The following is a 16815-nucleotide window of genomic DNA, read 5'->3' on the forward strand; positions in this document are numbered from 1 at the left end:
ACTGGTTACATGTTAATGGTTGTGTGAAGCACAGTCGCATGACCAGCTTACCTGGCGGACACTAAACTAAGAGAGAGCTCTATGAATCCTGAGCGTTCTGAACGCATTGAAATCCCCGTATTGCCGTTGCGCGATGTGGTGGTTTATCCGCACATGGTCATTCCCTTATTTGTAGGGCGGGAAAAATCTATCCGTTGTCTGGAAGCGGCCATGGATCATGATAAAAAAATCATGCTGGTCGCCCAGAAAGACGCTTCAACGGATGAGCCGGGTGTAAACGATCTTTTCACCGTTGGGACCGTGGCCTCTATTTTGCAAATGCTGAAACTGCCTGACGGTACGGTCAAAGTACTGGTTGAAGGCCTTCAGCGTGCGCGTATCAGCGCGCTGTCTGACAACGGAGAACACTTCTCGGCGAAGGCCGAGTACCTGGAGTCGCCGGCGATTGAAGAGCGCGAGCAGGAAGTGCTGGTGCGTACGGCAATCGGTCAGTTTGAAGGCTATATCAAGCTGAACAAAAAAATTCCACCGGAAGTGCTGACGTCGCTGAACAGTATCGACGATCCGGCGCGCCTGGCGGATACCATTGCCGCGCATATGCCGCTGAAGCTGGCGGATAAACAGTCCGTCCTCGAGATGTCCGACATCAACGAACGCCTGGAATATCTGATGGCGATGATGGAGTCGGAAATCGATCTGCTGCAGGTTGAGAAACGTATTCGCAACCGCGTGAAAAAGCAGATGGAGAAATCTCAGCGCGAGTACTATCTGAACGAGCAAATGAAAGCCATTCAGAAAGAGCTCGGCGAGATGGACGATGCGCCGGACGAGAACGAAGCGCTGAAGCGTAAGATCGATGCGGCGAAAATGCCGAAAGAGGCGAAAGAGAAAACCGAAGCCGAACTGCAAAAGCTGAAAATGATGTCGCCGATGTCAGCTGAAGCGACCGTGGTTCGTGGCTATATCGACTGGATGGTGCAGGTACCGTGGAATGCGCGTAGCAAGGTCAAAAAAGACCTTCGCCAGGCGCAGGAAATCCTTGATACCGACCATTATGGTCTGGAACGCGTGAAAGATCGCATCCTTGAGTATCTTGCGGTTCAAAGCCGAGTGAACAAAATCAAGGGGCCGATCCTGTGTCTGGTTGGGCCGCCGGGGGTGGGTAAAACCTCTCTGGGTCAGTCCATCGCGAAGGCGACCGGGCGCAAATACATCCGTATGGCGCTGGGCGGCGTGCGTGATGAAGCGGAAATCCGCGGCCACCGTCGTACCTATATTGGTTCGATGCCGGGCAAACTGATTCAGAAGATGGCCAAAGTGGGCGTGAAAAACCCGCTGTTCCTGCTTGATGAGATCGACAAGATGTCCTCCGACATGCGCGGCGATCCTGCTTCTGCACTGCTTGAAGTGCTGGATCCTGAGCAGAACGTGGCGTTCAGCGACCACTACCTGGAAGTGGACTACGATCTCAGCGACGTAATGTTTGTTGCGACCTCGAACTCCATGAATATTCCGGCACCGCTGCTGGACCGTATGGAAGTGATTCGTCTGTCTGGCTATACCGAAGATGAGAAGCTGAACATCGCTAAACGTCACCTGCTGCCGAAGCAGATTGAACGTAACGCCCTGAAAAAAGGCGAACTGACGGTCGATGACAGCGCCATTGTCGGTATTATCCGCTATTACACCCGCGAAGCGGGCGTGCGTAGCCTGGAGCGTGAAATCTCCAAACTGTGCCGTAAAGCGGTGAAACAGCTGCTGCTGGATAAAGCGCTGAAGCACATCGAGATTAACGGCGATAACCTGCACGATTACCTCGGCGTTCAGCGCTTTGACTACGGCCGCGCCGATGACGAAAACCGCGTGGGTCAGGTGACCGGCCTGGCGTGGACGGAAGTGGGCGGCGATCTGCTGACTATCGAAACCGCCTGCGTCCCGGGTAAAGGCAAGCTGACCTACACCGGCTCCCTGGGGGAAGTCATGCAGGAGTCCATTCAGGCTGCGCTGACCGTGGTGCGCGCGCGCGCGGAAAAACTGGGCATCAATCCAGATTTCTACGAAAAACGCGACATCCACGTTCACGTACCGGAAGGGGCAACGCCGAAAGACGGTCCGAGCGCCGGTATCGCGATGTGTACCGCGTTGGTTTCCTGCCTGACCGGCAACCCGGTGCGTGCAGACGTGGCGATGACGGGCGAAATTACCCTGCGTGGCCAGGTGCTGCCGATCGGCGGTCTGAAGGAAAAACTGCTGGCAGCACACCGCGGCGGTATTAAGACTGTTCTGATTCCTGATGAGAACAAACGCGATCTGGAAGAAATTCCGGACAACGTTCTGGCGGATCTGGATATTCATCCGGTGAAACGAATTGAGGAAGTTCTGTCCCTTGCTCTGCAAAACGAACCCAGCGGAATGCAGGTTGTAACGGCAAAATAGTGACCTCGCGCAAAGAGCGTTAATAAAAAGCGGGCTGGCAAGCATAAACTGACTTGCCAGCCTTTTTTTGTCTCGCTAATTTAGACGGCTGGCAGGTGTGTCTTCGACAACGGGTGTTGTAAGGGCATGGGAGTCCTGATATAACTGCTCCGCGATTGCGCCGTGAAGGATTCAGGTGCGATATAAATAATAAAGAGAGGAAGAGAACAGTGAACAAATCTCAACTGATTGACAAAATTGCTGCTGGCGCGGATATCTCCAAAGCTGCAGCTGGACGTGCGTTAGATGCTTTAATTGCTTCTGTTACTGAATCTCTGCAAGCTGGGGATGACGTTGCGCTGGTAGGCTTTGGTACCTTTGCGGTTAAAGAGCGTGCTGCCCGTACTGGCCGCAACCCTCAGACCGGTAAAGAGATCACTATTGCTGCCGCTAAAGTTCCGGCATTCCGTGCAGGTAAAGCACTGAAAGACGCGGTAAACTGATCGCTTTCCCGCTAGGGGAATGTGGAAAAGTACAAGGGCGCATCATCTGATGTGCCTTTTTTTATGCCTTAATGCGTACTTTTAAGTGTTTATATGCGGTGTGTGCTGACAACCGCCCCGGTTTCTTGTCAAAATACGCCCTCACGCGCAGCCGCCACACGTGCTATGCTGCTCGAGATATAAAAGTCACCTACAGCGGAGTGTTGTTACACCATGATGGACAATTTACGCACGGCAGCGAACAGCGTCGTGATCAAAGTCATTTTCGGTCTCATTATCGTGTCGTTCATCTTGACCGGCGTGAGTGGTTACCTGATTGGCGGTAGCAATAATTTTGCCGCGAAAGTGAATGGCCAGGAAATTGGTCGCGCCCAGTTTGAAAATGCCGTTGCCAGCGAACGTAATCGCATGCAGCAGCAGCTTGGCGATCAGTTCTCTGAACTGGCGGCCAACGAAAACTACATCAAAACCATGCGTCAGCAGGTGCTCAATCGTCTGATCGACGAAGCGCTGCTCGACCAGTACGCCAAAGACCTTGGCCTCGGCATCAGCGATGAGCAGGTGCGTAACGCTATTTTTGCGACCCCGGCGTTCCAGAGCGAAGGCAAATTCGACAACACTCGCTACAGCGCACTGATCAATCAAATGGGGATGAACCCTGACCAGTACGCGCAGGCGCTGCGTAACCAGTTAACCACCCAGCAGCTGATTAATGCCGTTGCCGGTACCGACTTCATGCTGCCTGGCGAAACCGACCAACTGGCGGCGCTGGTTTCCCAGCAGCGTCTGGTGCGCGAAGCCACGATTGACGTGAACGCACTGGCGGCGAAACAGCAGGTGAGCGATCAGGAAATTGCCAGCTACTACGAGCAGAACAAAGGTCAGTTCGTGGCACCGGAGCAGTTCCGCGTCAGCTACATTAAGCTGGACGCTGCGGCGATGAGCCAGAACGTCTCTGACGACGAGATCCAGTCTTACTACGATCAGCATCAGGATCAGTTCACCCAGCCGCAGCGCGAGCGCTACAGCGTGATTCAGACGAAAACCGAAGCCGATGCGAAAGCGGTGCTTGATGCGCTGAACAACGGCGGCGACTTTGCCGCGCTGGCAAAAGAGAAATCGACCGACATTATCTCCGCACGTAACGGCGGCGATATGGGCTGGCTGGAAGCTTCCACGCTGCCGGACGAACTGAAAAATGCCGGTCTGAAAGAGAAAGGCCAGCTGTCAGGGGTGATCAAATCTTCCGTGGGCTTCCTGGTCGCGCGTCTGGACGATGTGCAGCCGGCAAAAGTCAAACCGCTGGCCGATGTTCATAATGACATCGCTAACAAAGTGAAGCAGGAAAAAGCGCTCGACGCGTTCTATGCGCTGCAGCAGAAAGTGAGCGACGCGGCGAGCAACGATAACGACTCTCTGGCCGGTGCTGAACAGGCCGCAGGCGTGAAAGCCGTAGAAACCGGCTGGTTTGACCGCAATAATCTGCCGGCGGAGCTGAACTTTAAGCCCGTCTCCGACGCTATCTTTAACGGCGGTCTGGTGGGTGAAAACGGCATGCCGGGCAGCAACTCCGACATCATTACCGTTGATGGCGATCGTGCCTTCGTCCTGCGCGTGAGCGAGCACAAAGCGGAAGCGGTGAAACCGCTGGCCGAGGTGAAAGCGCAGGTGACCGATATCGTTAAGCACAACAAAGCAGCGCAGCAGGCGAAGATGGATGCTGAGAAACTGCTGGTAGCGCTGAAAGACGGTAAAGGTGACGATGCGATGAAAGCCGCTGGCCTGAGCTTTAGCGCAAGCAAAACGCTGAGCCGCACGGGTCAGGACCCGCTGAGCCAGGCGGCCTTTGCGCTGCCGCTGCCGCAGAAAGATAAACCGAGCTACGGTATCGGCAACGATATGCAGGGCAACGTGGTACTGCTGGCGCTCGACGAAGTGAAAGCAGGCGAAATGCCGGAAGCGCAGAAGAAAGCAATGGTTCAGGGCATTACGCAGAACAACGCGCAGATCGCGTTTGAAGCGATGATGAACAACCTGCGTAAATCCGCGAAGATTAAACTCGGCGATATCATCGACCAGCAGCAATAATCCGGAACGCTTCTCGCATAAATTTGTAATGCGATGCACACACCAAAGGCCGCTTTCGCGGCCTTTTCCACATTTAAAATCTGCCTTTTGCGCGTCGCTCTGCCGCTGGTTATGGTGCTCAGGTCATCAACCATAAGGAGACATCAACATGAAACGTGGAATCAAAATGTGTGTTATTGCGGCGGTCGTGACCTGCCTGGGTATGAGTTTTAGCGCGCAGGCCGCGCAGCCTGTGGCGGCCAAAACGTCCCAGCAACAGAGTAAAGCCAGCGCCGCCTCCGGCGAACAGGCGAAGGCCACGCCGGCCACGAAAGCGGCCGATGAGGACGGCACCCGGGTCAGTATTAATACCGCGTCAGCCGAAGCGCTCGCCCTGGTGATGAACGGCGTGGGGCTGAAGAAAGCACAGGCTATCGTCAGCTACCGTGAAGAGTACGGCCCCTTCAAAACGGTGGACGACCTCAAGCAGGTGCCGGGTATGGGGAGCTCGCTGGTTGAGCGTAATCTGGCCCACCTCACGCTTTAATTTACTTTGATGGTTTGCAGTCGTCTGAAAATTTGCCAGACTAAAGAGGTCATACCAGTGGTGTGACCTTTGACTCTATTCATAATTTAAAACAATAAGGCTATGGCGCTATGCAGACGAAAATCAAAGTTCGCGGTTATCACCTGGATGTTTATCAGCATGTTAACAACGCGCGCTATCTGGAGTTTCTGGAAGAGGCTCGTTGGGATGGGCTGGAAAATAGCGCAGGGTTCCAGTGGATGAGCGCGCACCACATCGCCTTCGTGGTGGTGAATATCAACATCAACTACCGCCGTCCGGCGGTATTGGGCGATGTGCTCACGGTGACCAGTAAAGTAGAGCAGCTAAACGGCAAAAGCGGCGTGCTCAGCCAGGTGGTTACGCTGGATCCGGAAGGGCAGGTTGTCGCCGATGCGCTGATTACCTTTGTGTGTATTGACCTGAAAACGCAGAAGGCGCTGGCGCTGGAAGGTGAGCTGCGCCAACACCTGGAAGCAATGGTGGAGTGATACACCGATGCTCGGGGCGGCATAACATGTAGGCCTGATAAGCGAAGCGCCATCAGGCGACACGGTGCAGTTGCCGGATGGCGGCGTTGCCTTATCCGGCCTACAACACAGCCGTTGCTGGAAGTGAAGGGCAATAACATGTAGGCCTGATAAGCGAAGCGCCATCAGGCGGTATGGCGCAGTTGCCGGATGGCGGCGCGGTCTTATCCGGTCGTCGCGTCAGGCTTATTTAAGCCCCGTCTTTTGCTTCATCGTTGCCATAATGCCCGGTTTATCCGCCAGATAATGGTTCAACCCGTTAGCGCGCAGGCTACAGGCCGCGCAGTGGCCACAGCCATCGCCCTTAATGCCGTTGTAGCAGGTCAGCGTTTCGCTGCGAACCAGATCCAGCTTGCCCCAATAGTCCGCCAGCGCCCAGGTCTGCGCTTTATCCAGCCACATCAGCGGCGTTTCAAAACGCATATCTTTCGCCATTCCCAGGCTTACCGCGTGGTTCAGCGCCTTCACAAACTCGTCGCGGCAGTCCGGGTAGCCGGAGAAGTCGGTCTCGCACACGCCGGTGATAACCGCTTCTGCCTTCACCTGGTAGGCGTAAATAGCGGCGAGCGTCAGGAACAGAATATTACGTCCAGGGACGAAGGTGTTTGGGATGCCGTCGGCGTTAGGCTCGTAGTCCGGCACCGGGATGCTGTCGCGGGTCAGGCTGCTGACCGCCAGCTCATTCAAGAGCGTAACGTCGAGCACCTTGTGTGCGCGGGCACCCAATGTTAGCGCCAGTTCGCGAGCCACATCAATCTCGGCGCGGTGGCGCTGGCCATAATCAAACGTGACGCAGTGAACTTCATCATATTGATGCAACGCCTGCACCAGGCATGTGGTGGAGTCTTGTCCACCGCTAAAGACGACAACGGCACGTTTCATGGCTTTTCCTGTCTGTGACTCTAAAAGCCGCTATGGTAACGCCTGTGCGCCGCGGCGACCAGCTTCTTCACCGCGTGGCAGGCGGTAGCCACGCTTCGTTGAAATCAAACCAGCCGCGGGCGTTCAGGCGAATGCCGTTTACCCCCGGCGGCGCGCTGACCTGATACTGATAGTTAAACAATGGCGTCAGTATGGCATCTCCCATCAGCCGAGTGAAAATACGCTTTAGCGCGGCGATGCGTTCGTCATCCTCTGGCTGAGCTTGGGCATCGTCCAGCGCCGACTGAAGATGTGCGGCCTGTGCATCGGTAAACAACGCCGGCCAGAGCGCGTCGCAGCGCAGCCATTGCTCCAGCGCGTACTCCGGCATTTCACCGATCAGCCGGTCGCCCATAAAGAGATCGGCCTGCGGCAAATCAGGGCAGCCGGTCCAGCTTTTGGCATCGTAAAATAGCAACGTCAGCTCACAGCCCAGCCGTCCCAGCGCTATTTTCAGCTCTTCCGCCATGGTATGCAGCTCCACGGGGAGGTGGTAAAGCAGCGTAAGCTGAGCTGGCAGCGGCACGTTGGGATCCTCCTGAGCCAGTGGAATATCCCAACCTGGCAACATCTCCTCGCTCGGCGTGATCAGATTTTCCCCAAGCGGCAGGCTTTGCAACAGGCCGGAGCGGTGAATCAGCGCAATCACCCGCTGCGCCTGTGCCCGGCTGAGCCGAGGGCTTTGCCGCAGCGCCAGGTAGCAAAACCCAAGACTGATGCTGTGGCTCACCAGACGCAGTTCGCCCAGCTCCTCTGGCTTACCGATGGCTATCTGTACCGGGTGTTGACAGCTGGTGCCAAGCCCCTGCTCAAAAAGCTGCGGAGTGATCCAGTATTCGATCGCCTGCAGCAGCGGATGGCCAAGATGATAACGATGATGGCTTTCAATACGCACCAGCTCCGGCTCAAAGATCTTCAGCATAAATGGGCCTGTACCTTGCTCCGGATCTTCCGGATGCGCCAGAACGCTACAGTAGCTCGCCAGCCGATGCGCCAGCAAGTAGTCCGGACGGTGGAGCGTAAAACTCAGACACTGCGGATGGGTCTGCGTAATGGCTTTCACGCTGGCAAACAGTTTTGCCAGCTCAGGCAGCGCAAAGAGCATCAACAGACGACGGCGAAGCTGCTCGGTTTCTACCACATCGCCATTGTGCCAGTGCAGCGTCGAGCGAATGTAGAACTGCCAGCACAGCCCGTCGTCCGACACCGACCAGTGGTGTGCCAGATCTCCCCGTGGCTGCGACGCATCGTGATTGAAGCGGGTCAGGCCGGAGTATATTTGCCCGGCCAGATGCTGTTCGGCGCGCCCGGCGAGAAAACCCGGATGCAACGGCTCCAGCGGGCGATAATAGGGAATACGCAGCGTCGGCGTATTGTTCTGCCACTGGCCGCCGAGAAACGGATGCAGCAACGCCCGCAGCTCGATGGGGGCGATCTGAGCCAGCTCCAGCGCGTTGTGCTGCTGGCCGCGGTTAAGTGCGGTTTCCATCATCTCGTTACGCAGCTGCTCCGGCGTGGTGTGAAAACGCAGTAGCCCGCGCTTGCCGCGCCCGGATTGTGCCTGCCAGCTAAGCCAGCCGGCCTCCTGCGACTGACGCAGCAGCGTGCGCACGTGGCGCTCGCTGCAAAAACAGCGGGCAGCCAGTTCGGCAATCGTGACCTGCTGAACCTCACCCTGCGAAGGCTGCCATAGGCGCTGGAATTGATTTAAACGGTTTAACAGTCGCATAGAAACCCGGAACAATAAAAATGAAGTATTCAGTATTACTTCCGTATATCCCAGCGGATACTGCTTAACAAGAGAGAGCGATCACAAGCGAGAGAAATCATGGCAAGACTGGCGGCGTTTGATATGGATGGCACACTGTTGATGCCGGATCACCGTATGGGGGAAAGAACCGTTGCGGTACTCAAGCGGCTGCGTGAGCGCCAGATAACCCTGACTTTTGCCACCGGCCGTCACGTACTGGAAATGCGCCCGCTGGTGGAAACGCTGTCGTTAAACGCCTTTTTGATCACCGGCAACGGCACGCGTATTCATAACCAGCAGGGCGAGGTGCTGTATCGCAGCGATCTTTCGCCGGACGTCGCTGAGCAGGTGCTGCATTCACACTGGGACACGAAAGCCAGTATGCATGTGTTTAACGACGGCGGCTGGTTTACCGGACAGGAGATTCCTGAGCTTCTTGTGGCGCACGTTTATAGCGGTTTTCGCTACCAGCTGCGCGATCTACGACGGATCCCGGCACATCAGGTCACCAAAATTTGTTTCTGTGGCGATCACGACGATCTTTGTCGTCTGCGAATTCAGTTAACCGACGCGCTGGATAAGCGCGCCGATATCTGTTTCTCGGCGGTGGATTGCCTGGAAGTGCTGCCGCGCGGTAGCAATAAAGGGGCGGCGTTGACGGTGCTGAGCGACCATCTTGGCGTCAGTATGGCAGAGTGCATGGCCTTCGGCGATGCGATGAACGACCGTGAGATGCTGGGGCTGGTGGGCCGTGGCGTCATTATGGGGAACGCGATGGGACAGCTTAAAGCCGCACTGCCTCACCTGCCGGTTATCGGAAACTGCAACAACCAAGCGGTTTCTCACTATTTAACTCATTGGCTGGATACACCAAATCTACCTTATTCCCCCGAATAGAGAGACCTTTCCAGCAAGCCAGGCATCTGATGATGCCTGGCTTTTTTTATTGGCCAAGCAGTTGCTCAATCTCACGGCGCCACGGCGTTGTATCACCAATATTCTTCGCTACCCATTGCGCGTTGTAATAGGTGTCGAGATAGCGCTCGCCGCTGTCGCACAGCAGCGTGACGATTGAACCGCTTTTCCCTTCGGTGCGCATCTGCGCGGCCAGCTGTAATGCGCCCCACATATTGGTGCCGGTTGAAGCTCCGACCTTGCGGCCTAGCTGGGTTTCCAGCCAGTGTGCGGTGGCAACGCTGGCGGCATCCGGCACTCGCAGCATGTTATCGACCACGTCGGGAATAAAGGACGGTTCCACGCGCGGGCGGCCGATCCCCTCAATTTTACTGCCGATGCTGCCGCGCAGGCTGGCGTCCCGGTTTTGCCAGTAGTCGAGGAACACCGAATTTTCCGGATCGACCACCATCAGCTGCGTTTCATAGCCCTGGCAGCGAATATAGCGACCGATGGTGGCGGAAGTCCCGCCGGTACCGGCGCTCATCACCACCCAGGACGGCACCGGGTGAGGTTCATGGGACATCTGGCGGAAGATGCTGTCGGCGATGTTGTTGTTACCGCGCCAGTCGGTTGCGCGTTCGGCGTAGGTAAACTGATCCATATAATGGCCGTTCAGCTCGCGCGCCAGCGTTTCCGACGCGGCGTAGATTTCGCAGGCGCTGTTCACGAAGTGGCAGCGGCCGCCGTAAAACTCAATCTGTTCGATTTTACGTTTCGCGGTGCAGGCGGGCATAACCGCAATAAACGGCAGGCCCAGCAGGCGGGCGAAATAGGCTTCAGAAACCGCCGTTGACCCCGAAGAGGATTCAATGATAGTCGTCCCTTCCTGAATCCAACCGTTGCACAGCCCGTAGAGGAACAGCGAGCGCGCCAGCCGGTGCTTCAGGCTACCCGTTGGGTGGGTGCTTTCGTCTTTCAGGTACAGCTGAATGCCGGGGAACGCGGGCAGCGACAAACGAATCAGGTGCGTATCGGCGCTGCGTTGATAGTCGGCGTTAATTTCGCTTATCGCATTTTTGACCCAGGTGCTGTTCATCATCATTTTTCCGTTTGTCATTTTGTGCCCAGCTTAGCGAAAACGGCAGAAAAAATTGTTGCCATCTGGCCTTTAAAATAGAATGAAGAGAGAAAAACTTTCTCCTGGTGGGCTAAATGTTAGATAAAATTGACCGCAAGCTGCTGTCCCTGCTGCAAAATGACTGCACGCTCTCTTTGCAGGCGTTAGCGGATGCCGTTAATCTGACCACCACGCCGTGCTGGAAACGGCTAAAACGGCTGGAAGATGACGGCGTGCTGCTCGGGCGCGTGGCGCTCCTCGACGCGGAAAAGCTCGGATTAGGGCTGACGGCGTTTGTGCTGATTAAAACCCAGCACCACAGCAGTGACTGGTACAGCCTGTTTGTCAGCGAAGTGACGCAAATGCCTGAAGTGCTTGGCTTCTGGCGCATGGCCGGGGAATATGATTACCTGATGCGCGTGCAGGTTGCGGACATGAAACGCTACGATGATTTTTATAAAAGCCTGGTGAATCGCGTCCCCGGACTGTCGGACGTCACCTCAAGCTTTGCGATGGAACAGATTAAATACACCACAGCGCTTCCCATCGAATAACTCTATCTCTGGAATTTTACTGCGTGCGATTATTTGTTCAACTTAGCTGGTACTTCCGTCGGGAATGGCGTCGCTATCTCGGCGCCGTGGCCCTGCTAATCATTATTGCCATTCTGCAGCTGATCCCGCCGAAAGTGGTGGGCATCGTGGTGGACGGCGTGACGCAACGCCACTTCAGCGCCGGGACGGTGATGATGTGGATAGGCACTATGGTCCTGATTGCCGTGGTGGTTTACCTGCTGCGTTACGTCTGGCGAGTGCTGCTGTTTGGCGCCTCTTACCAGCTGGCCGTTGAGCTGCGTGAAGATTTTTACCGTCAGCTGAGCCGCCAGCATCCGGAGTTTTATCTGCGCCACCGTACCGGCGACCTGATGGCCCGCGCGACGAACGACGTTGACCGCGTGGTCTTCGCCGCCGGGGAAGGGGTGCTGACGCTGGTGGACTCGCTGGTAATGGGCTGCGCGGTGCTGATTGTCATGTCGACCCAATTGAGCTGGCAGCTGACGCTACTGGCGCTGGTGCCGATGCCTATTATGGCGCTGGTTATCCACCGCTATGGCAATCTGCTCCATGAACGCTTCAAAGTGGCGCAGGCAGCGTTTTCCAGCCTGAATGACCGTACCCAGGAGAGCCTGACGAGTATCCGCATGATTAAGGCCTTTGGTCTTGAGGATCGCCAGTCCGCGCAGTTTGCGGCCGACGCGGCAGATACCGGGGTGAAGAATATGCGCGTGGCGCGCATCGACGCCCGCTTTGATCCGACGATTTATATCGCCATCGGCATGGCGAACCTGCTGGCGATTGCCGGCGGTAGCTGGATGGTGATGCAGGGTCAGCTGACCCTTGGTCAGTTGACCAGCTTTATGATGTACCTTGGCCTGATGATTTGGCCAATGCTGGCGCTGGCGTGGATGTTTAACATCGTTGAGCGCGGTAGCGCCGCCTATAGCCGCATCCGTACTCTGCTGGCGGAGGCGCCGGTAGTGAACGATGGGTTTCAGCCGGTGCCTGCGGGGCGCGGGGTGCTTGAGCTGGTAATTCATCGTTTTTACTACCCGCAAACCGACAAACCGGCGCTGGAAGAGGTTAACGTCACGCTGCGGCCGGGCAATATGCTGGGAATATGCGGGCCGACGGGGGCGGGGAAATCGACCCTATTGTCGCTTATTCAGCGCCATTTCGACGTCAGCGAAGGCGACATCTGCTTCCATGATATCCCGCTGCGTCAGCTCCAGCTGGATGCCTGGCGCGGACGGCTGGCGGTCGTTAGCCAGACGCCGTTCCTGTTTTCTGACACGGTTGCCAACAACATTGCGCTAGGGTGCCCCAGCGCAACGCAGGAAGAGATTGAACGTGCGGCGAAGCTTGCCTGCGTGCATGAGGATATCCTGCGTCTGCCGCAGGGCTATGACACGGAAGTGGGTGAGCGCGGCGTGATGCTCTCCGGCGGGCAGAAACAGCGTATTTCCATCGCACGTGCGCTGCTGCTGGATGCGGAAATCCTGATCCTCGACGATTCGCTGTCGGCGGTTGACGGCCGTACCGAGCATCAAATTTTGCATAATCTGCGCCAGTGGGGCGAAGGGCGGACGGTCATTATCAGCGCCCACCGCCTCTCGGCATTGACCGACGCCAGTGAAATTATCGTGATGCAGCACGGGCATATCGCGCAGCGCGGGCAGCATGAGCAACTGGCGGCGCAGGCAGGCTGGTATCGCGACATGTACCGCTATCAACAGCTGGAAGCCGCGCTGAATGACGCGCCGGAAGAAGAAAAGCCGGAGGTGGCAGATGCGTAGTTTCGGACAACTGTGGCCTACGTTAAAGCGGCTGCTGGCCTACGGTTCGCCGTGGCGCAGGCCGCTGTCGATTGCGGTCGTCATGTTATGGATCGCCGCCGCCGCGGAGGTGAGCGGACCGTTGTTGATAAGCTACTTTATCGACAACATGGTGGCGAAGGATATTCTGCCCTTGGGCAAGGTGGCCGGGCTGGCGGCGGCCTACGTCGGCCTTCAGCTGCTGGCGGCCACGCTGCACTATAGCCAGTCGCTGCTGTTCAACCGCGCGGCGGTCGGCGTGGTGCAACAGCTGCGCAGCGACGTCATGGATGCGGCGCTGCGACAGCCCCTGAGCGAGTTTGACACTCAGCCGGTCGGCCAGCTGATTTCGCGGGTCACCAACGACACTGAAGTGATCCGTGACCTGTACGTGACCGTCGTCGCTACGGTGCTGCGCAGCGCGGCGCTGATTGGTGCCATGCTGGTGGCGATGTTTAGCCTTGACTGGCGCATGGCGCTGGTGGCGATCGCTATCTTCCCGGCAGTATTGACGGTGATGGTGATTTACCAGCGTTACAGCACGCCGATCGTGCGCCGCGTGCGCGCCTATCTGGCCGATATTAACGATGGCTTTAATGAAGTGATCAACGGCATGAGCGTGATCCAGCAGTTCCGTCAGCAGGTGCGCTTTGGCGAACGTATCGGCGAGGTTAGCCGCTCGCACTATCTGGCGCGGATGCAAACCCTGCGGCTGGACGGTTTCTTGCTGCGGCCACTGCTCAGTCTGTTTTCCTCCCTGATTCTGTGCGGGCTGCTGATGCTGTTTGGCTTTAGCGCGCAGGGCTCCATCGAGGTGGGCGTTCTGTACGCGTTTATCAGCTACCTTGGGCGGCTCAATGAGCCGTTGATCGAGCTGACGACCCAGCAGTCGATGCTGCAACAGGCGGTGGTTGCCGGCGAGCGCGTCTTTGAATTAATGGATCGCCCGCGCCAGCAGTACGGCGACGATATTGCTCCACTCACCAGCGGCGATATTGATATTGATAACGTGTCGTTCGCCTATCGCGATGACAAAATGGTGCTGCAAAATATCTCTCTGTCGATTCCGGCGCGCAGCTTCGTTGCGCTGGTCGGGCATACCGGCAGCGGGAAGAGCACGCTGGCCAGCCTGCTGATGGGCTACTACCCGCCAAATAGCGGCGAAATTCGCCTTGGCGGTCGTCCGCTGCCCAGCCTCAGTCACCAGGTGCTGCGTCAGGGCATCGCCGTGGTGCAGCAGGATCCTGTCGTGCTGGCGGACTCCTTTTTTGCCAACGTTACGCTGGGGCGCGACATCAGCGAAGCGCAGGTCTGGCAGGTGCTGGAAACGGTGCAGCTGGCCTCGTTGGCGCGTGAAATGAGCGACGGCATCTATACCCATCTGGGCGAGCAGGGCAATAACCTGTCGGTTGGTCAGAAGCAGCTGTTGGCGCTGGCCCGCGTGTTGGTTGATACCCCGCAGGTGCTGATTCTTGATGAGGCCACCGCCAATATTGATTCCGGCACCGAGCGCGCGATTCAGCAGGCGCTGGCCGCAGTGCGCCAGCACACGACGCTGGTGGTGATTGCCCACCGGCTGTCGACCATCGTTGAGGCAGACACCATTATGGTGCTGCACCGTGGTCAGGCGGTAGAACAGGGGACCCATCAGCAACTGCTTGAAGCCAAAGGGCGTTACTGGCAGATGTATCAACTCCAGTTGGCAGGTGAAGAGTTGGCGGCGTCGGGTCAGGATGACGCGCTGACCGCGTGATGCACCAGCGTTAAGCATTTTTCTAACAGAATGCATTTGTGACACGCATCATGCACCCGCATGGTGCGTTTTTCTTTTCAACGCCACCTTATTGCGCCCGTCTCCCCCGATTTTTCCCGCCTGCGCATCATTTTTCATTTCTGGCACGCCCCTTGCTTTATCTCTTCTGTGTTCGCAGCCACTACCGAATTCTGACTGGAGGGGATCTATGAAGCTGGTTACCGTGGTAATCAAACCATTCAAACTCGAAGACGTTCGCGAAGCGCTGTCTTCAATTGGTATTCAGGGCTTAACGGTGACGGAAGTGAAAGGCTTCGGTCGTCAGAAGGGTCATGCAGAGCTTTACCGCGGTGCGGAGTACAGCGTCAACTTCCTGCCCAAAGTAAAGATTGATGTGGCGATCGCCGACGATCAACTTGATGAAGTTGTTGATGTGATCAGCAAAGCCGCTTACACCGGAAAAATTGGCGACGGTAAGATTTTTGTCGCCGAACTGCAGCGCGTGATCCGTATTCGTACCGGCGAAGCCGACGAAGCGGCGCTGTAATTCCCAGCCAGCACAGTGATAGGGATCGAGATGATGAAAAAAACAATGGTAAAAACGGGGTTGAGCGCGCTGGCGCTGTTGCCGGGTCTGGCAATGGCGGCACCGGCGGCGGTAGATAAAGCCGATAACGCCTTTATGATGATTTGTACCGCGCTGGTGCTGTTTATGACCATTCCGGGGATTGCGCTGTTCTACGGCGGCCTGATTCGCGGTAAAAACGTGCTCTCCATGCTGACGCAGGTGGCGGTGACGTTTGCGCTGGTGTGCGTTCTGTGGGTGGTCTATGGCTATTCGCTGGCCTTTGGCACCGGCGGCAGCTTCTTTGGCAGCTTCGACTGGCTGATGCTGAAGAATATCAAAATTACCGATCTGATGGGCTCGTTCTATCAGTACATCCACGTGGCCTTCCAGGGCTCCTTTGCCTGCATTACCGTTGGCCTTATCGTCGGCGCGCTGGCCGAGCGTATTCGCTTCTCAGCGGTGCTGATTTTCGTGGTGATTTGGTTGACGCTTTCTTACATCCCGATTGCCCATATGGTCTGGGGCGGCGGCCTGCTGGCGAGCCACGGCGCGCTCGACTTTGCGGGCGGCACGGTGGTGCACATTAACGCCGCGGTGGCGGGCCTGGTTGGGGCATACCTGATTGGTAAACGCGTGGGCTTCGGCAAAGAAGCGTTTAAACCGCACAACCTGCCGATGGTGTTTATTGGTACGGCGATCCTCTATTTTGGCTGGTTTGGCTTCAACGCGGGCTCCGCGAGCGCAGCCAATGAGATCGCTGGTCTGGCCTTCGTTAACACGGTGGTTGCTACGGCGGCCGCTATCCTCGGCTGGGTCTTCGGCGAATGGGCGCTGCGCGGTAAACCGTCACTGCTGGGTGCCTGCTCCGGTGCCATTGCGGGGCTGGTGGGGATTACCCCAGCTTGCGGCTACATTGGCGTAGGCGGTGCGTTGATTCTGGGTATCATTGCCGGTCTGGCAGGTCTGTGGGGCGTGACCTCGCTGAAACGCTGGCTGCGTGTTGATGACCCGTGTGACGTCTTCGGCGTACATGGTGTGTGCGGCATCGTTGGCTGTATTCTGACCGGTATCTTTGCTTCTACCGCACTGGGCGGTGTGGGCTACGCAGAAGGTGTCACCATGGGCCATCAGGTGCTGGTACAGCTGGAAAGTATCGCCATCACTATCGTCTGGTCGGGTATTGTGGCTTATGTCGGCTATAAAGTGGCGGATCTGACGGTTGGCCTGCGCGTGCCGGAAGATCAGGAACGTGAAGGTCTGGACGTCAACAGCCACGGCGAAAACGCCTACAACGCCTGATCGTGATGACCGCCCGGCCGCGCATGGCAACGCCGGGCGTTGCCGAAACGAAGTTTGCG

At 56.9% G+C, this 16815-nt stretch carries 14 protein-coding genes; 11 read left to right on the forward strand and 3 right to left on the reverse strand.

The window, feature by feature from the left end; all coding sequences use genetic code 11:
- Nucleotides 1-81: 81 nt before the first annotated feature.
- The 5 genes from lon to H7R58_RS05745 all read left to right on the forward strand — a co-directional run bounded on the left by lon (nucleotide 82) and on the right by H7R58_RS05745 (nucleotide 6041).
- On the forward strand, nucleotides 82-2436 hold the full coding sequence (gene lon, locus H7R58_RS05725; protein ID WP_106927974.1) for an endopeptidase La: 2355 nt from the start codon (nucleotides 82-84) through the stop codon (nucleotides 2434-2436).
- Nucleotides 2437-2645: 209 nt separating this feature from the next.
- Entirely contained in the window at nucleotides 2646-2918 is a 273-nt protein-coding gene (gene hupB, locus H7R58_RS05730) for a nucleoid-associated protein HU-beta (protein ID WP_035895161.1), read from the forward strand.
- 213 nt (nucleotides 2919-3131) lie between these two features.
- A complete protein-coding gene (gene ppiD, locus H7R58_RS05735; protein WP_182929385.1) occupies nucleotides 3132-5006 on the forward strand; it encodes a peptidylprolyl isomerase in 1875 nt (624 codons plus the stop codon).
- 148 nt (nucleotides 5007-5154) lie between these two features.
- Nucleotides 5155-5532 carry a helix-hairpin-helix domain-containing protein gene (locus H7R58_RS05740; RefSeq protein ID WP_182929384.1) on the forward strand — a complete coding sequence of 126 codons (378 nt, stop codon included), beginning with the start codon at nucleotides 5155-5157 and terminating at the stop codon, nucleotides 5530-5532.
- A 110-nt stretch (nucleotides 5533-5642) separates the two neighbouring features.
- On the forward strand, nucleotides 5643-6041 hold the full coding sequence (locus H7R58_RS05745) for a YbgC/FadM family acyl-CoA thioesterase (protein ID WP_106927968.1): 399 nt from the start codon (nucleotides 5643-5645) through the stop codon (nucleotides 6039-6041).
- Between the two features lie 225 nt (nucleotides 6042-6266).
- Here H7R58_RS05745 and queC read toward each other — a convergent pair whose 3' ends face one another.
- Nucleotides 6267-6962 (reverse strand): 7-cyano-7-deazaguanine synthase QueC, encoded by a 696-nt coding sequence (gene queC / locus H7R58_RS05750; RefSeq protein ID WP_182934671.1) that lies wholly within the window; start codon nucleotides 6960-6962, stop codon nucleotides 6267-6269.
- A 67-nt stretch (nucleotides 6963-7029) separates the two neighbouring features.
- Nucleotides 7030-8730 carry an SgrR family transcriptional regulator gene (locus tag H7R58_RS05755; protein WP_182934672.1) on the reverse strand — a complete coding sequence of 567 codons (1701 nt, stop codon included), beginning with the start codon at nucleotides 8728-8730 and terminating at the stop codon, nucleotides 7030-7032.
- A 99-nt stretch (nucleotides 8731-8829) separates the two neighbouring features.
- Between H7R58_RS05755 and cof the strand changes: the two genes are divergently transcribed.
- Nucleotides 8830-9648 (forward strand): HMP-PP phosphatase, encoded by an 819-nt coding sequence (gene cof, locus H7R58_RS05760; RefSeq protein ID WP_182929383.1) that lies wholly within the window; start codon nucleotides 8830-8832, stop codon nucleotides 9646-9648.
- A gap of 46 nt (nucleotides 9649-9694) precedes the next feature.
- Here the strand turns inward: cof and H7R58_RS05765 are convergent, their stop codons facing one another.
- On the reverse strand, nucleotides 9695-10744 hold the full coding sequence (locus H7R58_RS05765) for a PLP-dependent cysteine synthase family protein (protein WP_182930664.1): 1050 nt from the start codon (nucleotides 10742-10744) through the stop codon (nucleotides 9695-9697).
- Between the two features lie 116 nt (nucleotides 10745-10860).
- Between H7R58_RS05765 and H7R58_RS05770 the strand changes: the two genes are divergently transcribed.
- The 5 genes from H7R58_RS05770 to amtB all read left to right on the forward strand — a co-directional run bounded on the left by H7R58_RS05770 (nucleotide 10861) and on the right by amtB (nucleotide 16756).
- The gene (locus H7R58_RS05770; RefSeq protein WP_106927961.1) at nucleotides 10861-11319 is read left to right on the forward strand and encodes an Lrp/AsnC family transcriptional regulator; all 459 of its coding nucleotides are present in this window, start codon (nucleotides 10861-10863) and stop codon (nucleotides 11317-11319) included.
- Between the two features lie 23 nt (nucleotides 11320-11342).
- Nucleotides 11343-13118 carry a SmdA family multidrug ABC transporter permease/ATP-binding protein gene (locus H7R58_RS05775; protein ID WP_182929382.1) on the forward strand — a complete coding sequence of 592 codons (1776 nt, stop codon included), beginning with the start codon at nucleotides 11343-11345 and terminating at the stop codon, nucleotides 13116-13118.
- A complete protein-coding gene (locus tag H7R58_RS05780) occupies nucleotides 13111-14889 on the forward strand; it encodes a SmdB family multidrug efflux ABC transporter permease/ATP-binding protein (protein WP_182929381.1) in 1779 nt (592 codons plus the stop codon). Before H7R58_RS05775 ends, H7R58_RS05780 begins: the two co-directional genes overlap by 8 nt.
- A gap of 208 nt (nucleotides 14890-15097) precedes the next feature.
- Nucleotides 15098-15436, forward strand: coding sequence for a P-II family nitrogen regulator (glnK, locus tag H7R58_RS05785; RefSeq protein WP_004858743.1), 339 nt, complete (start codon nucleotides 15098-15100; stop codon nucleotides 15434-15436).
- Nucleotides 15437-15469: 33 nt separating this feature from the next.
- Nucleotides 15470-16756 carry an ammonium transporter AmtB gene (gene amtB, locus H7R58_RS05790; RefSeq protein WP_106928191.1) on the forward strand — a complete coding sequence of 429 codons (1287 nt, stop codon included), beginning with the start codon at nucleotides 15470-15472 and terminating at the stop codon, nucleotides 16754-16756.
- Nucleotides 16757-16815: the final 59 nt, after the last annotated feature.

This window comes from Klebsiella sp. WP4-W18-ESBL-05, assembly GCF_014169075.1.
In the GTDB taxonomy this organism is placed as follows: Bacteria; Pseudomonadota; Gammaproteobacteria; order Enterobacterales; family Enterobacteriaceae; genus Kluyvera; species Kluyvera ascorbata_B.

Coding starts and splice junctions, on each gene's coding strand:
- lon (WP_106927974.1), top strand. CDS start 82: ATGAATCCTGAGCGTTCTGAACGCATTGAAATCCCCGTATTGCCGTTG.
- ppiD (WP_182929385.1), top strand. CDS start 3,132: ATGATGGACAATTTACGCACGGCAGCGAACAGCGTCGTGATCAAAGTC.
- H7R58_RS05740 (WP_182929384.1), top strand. CDS start 5,155: ATGAAACGTGGAATCAAAATGTGTGTTATTGCGGCGGTCGTGACCTGC.
- H7R58_RS05745 (WP_106927968.1), top strand. CDS start 5,643: ATGCAGACGAAAATCAAAGTTCGCGGTTATCACCTGGATGTTTATCAG.
- queC (WP_182934671.1), bottom strand. CDS start 6,962: ATGAAACGTGCCGTTGTCGTCTTTAGCGGTGGACAAGACTCCACCACA.
- H7R58_RS05755 (WP_182934672.1), bottom strand. CDS start 8,730: ATGCGACTGTTAAACCGTTTAAATCAATTCCAGCGCCTATGGCAGCCT.
- cof (WP_182929383.1), top strand. CDS start 8,830: ATGGCAAGACTGGCGGCGTTTGATATGGATGGCACACTGTTGATGCCG.
- H7R58_RS05765 (WP_182930664.1), bottom strand. CDS start 10,744: ATGAACAGCACCTGGGTCAAAAATGCGATAAGCGAAATTAACGCCGAC.
- H7R58_RS05770 (WP_106927961.1), top strand. CDS start 10,861: ATGTTAGATAAAATTGACCGCAAGCTGCTGTCCCTGCTGCAAAATGAC.
- H7R58_RS05780 (WP_182929381.1), top strand. CDS start 13,111: ATGCGTAGTTTCGGACAACTGTGGCCTACGTTAAAGCGGCTGCTGGCC.
- glnK (WP_004858743.1), top strand. CDS start 15,098: ATGAAGCTGGTTACCGTGGTAATCAAACCATTCAAACTCGAAGACGTT.
- amtB (WP_106928191.1), top strand. CDS start 15,470: ATGAAAAAAACAATGGTAAAAACGGGGTTGAGCGCGCTGGCGCTGTTG.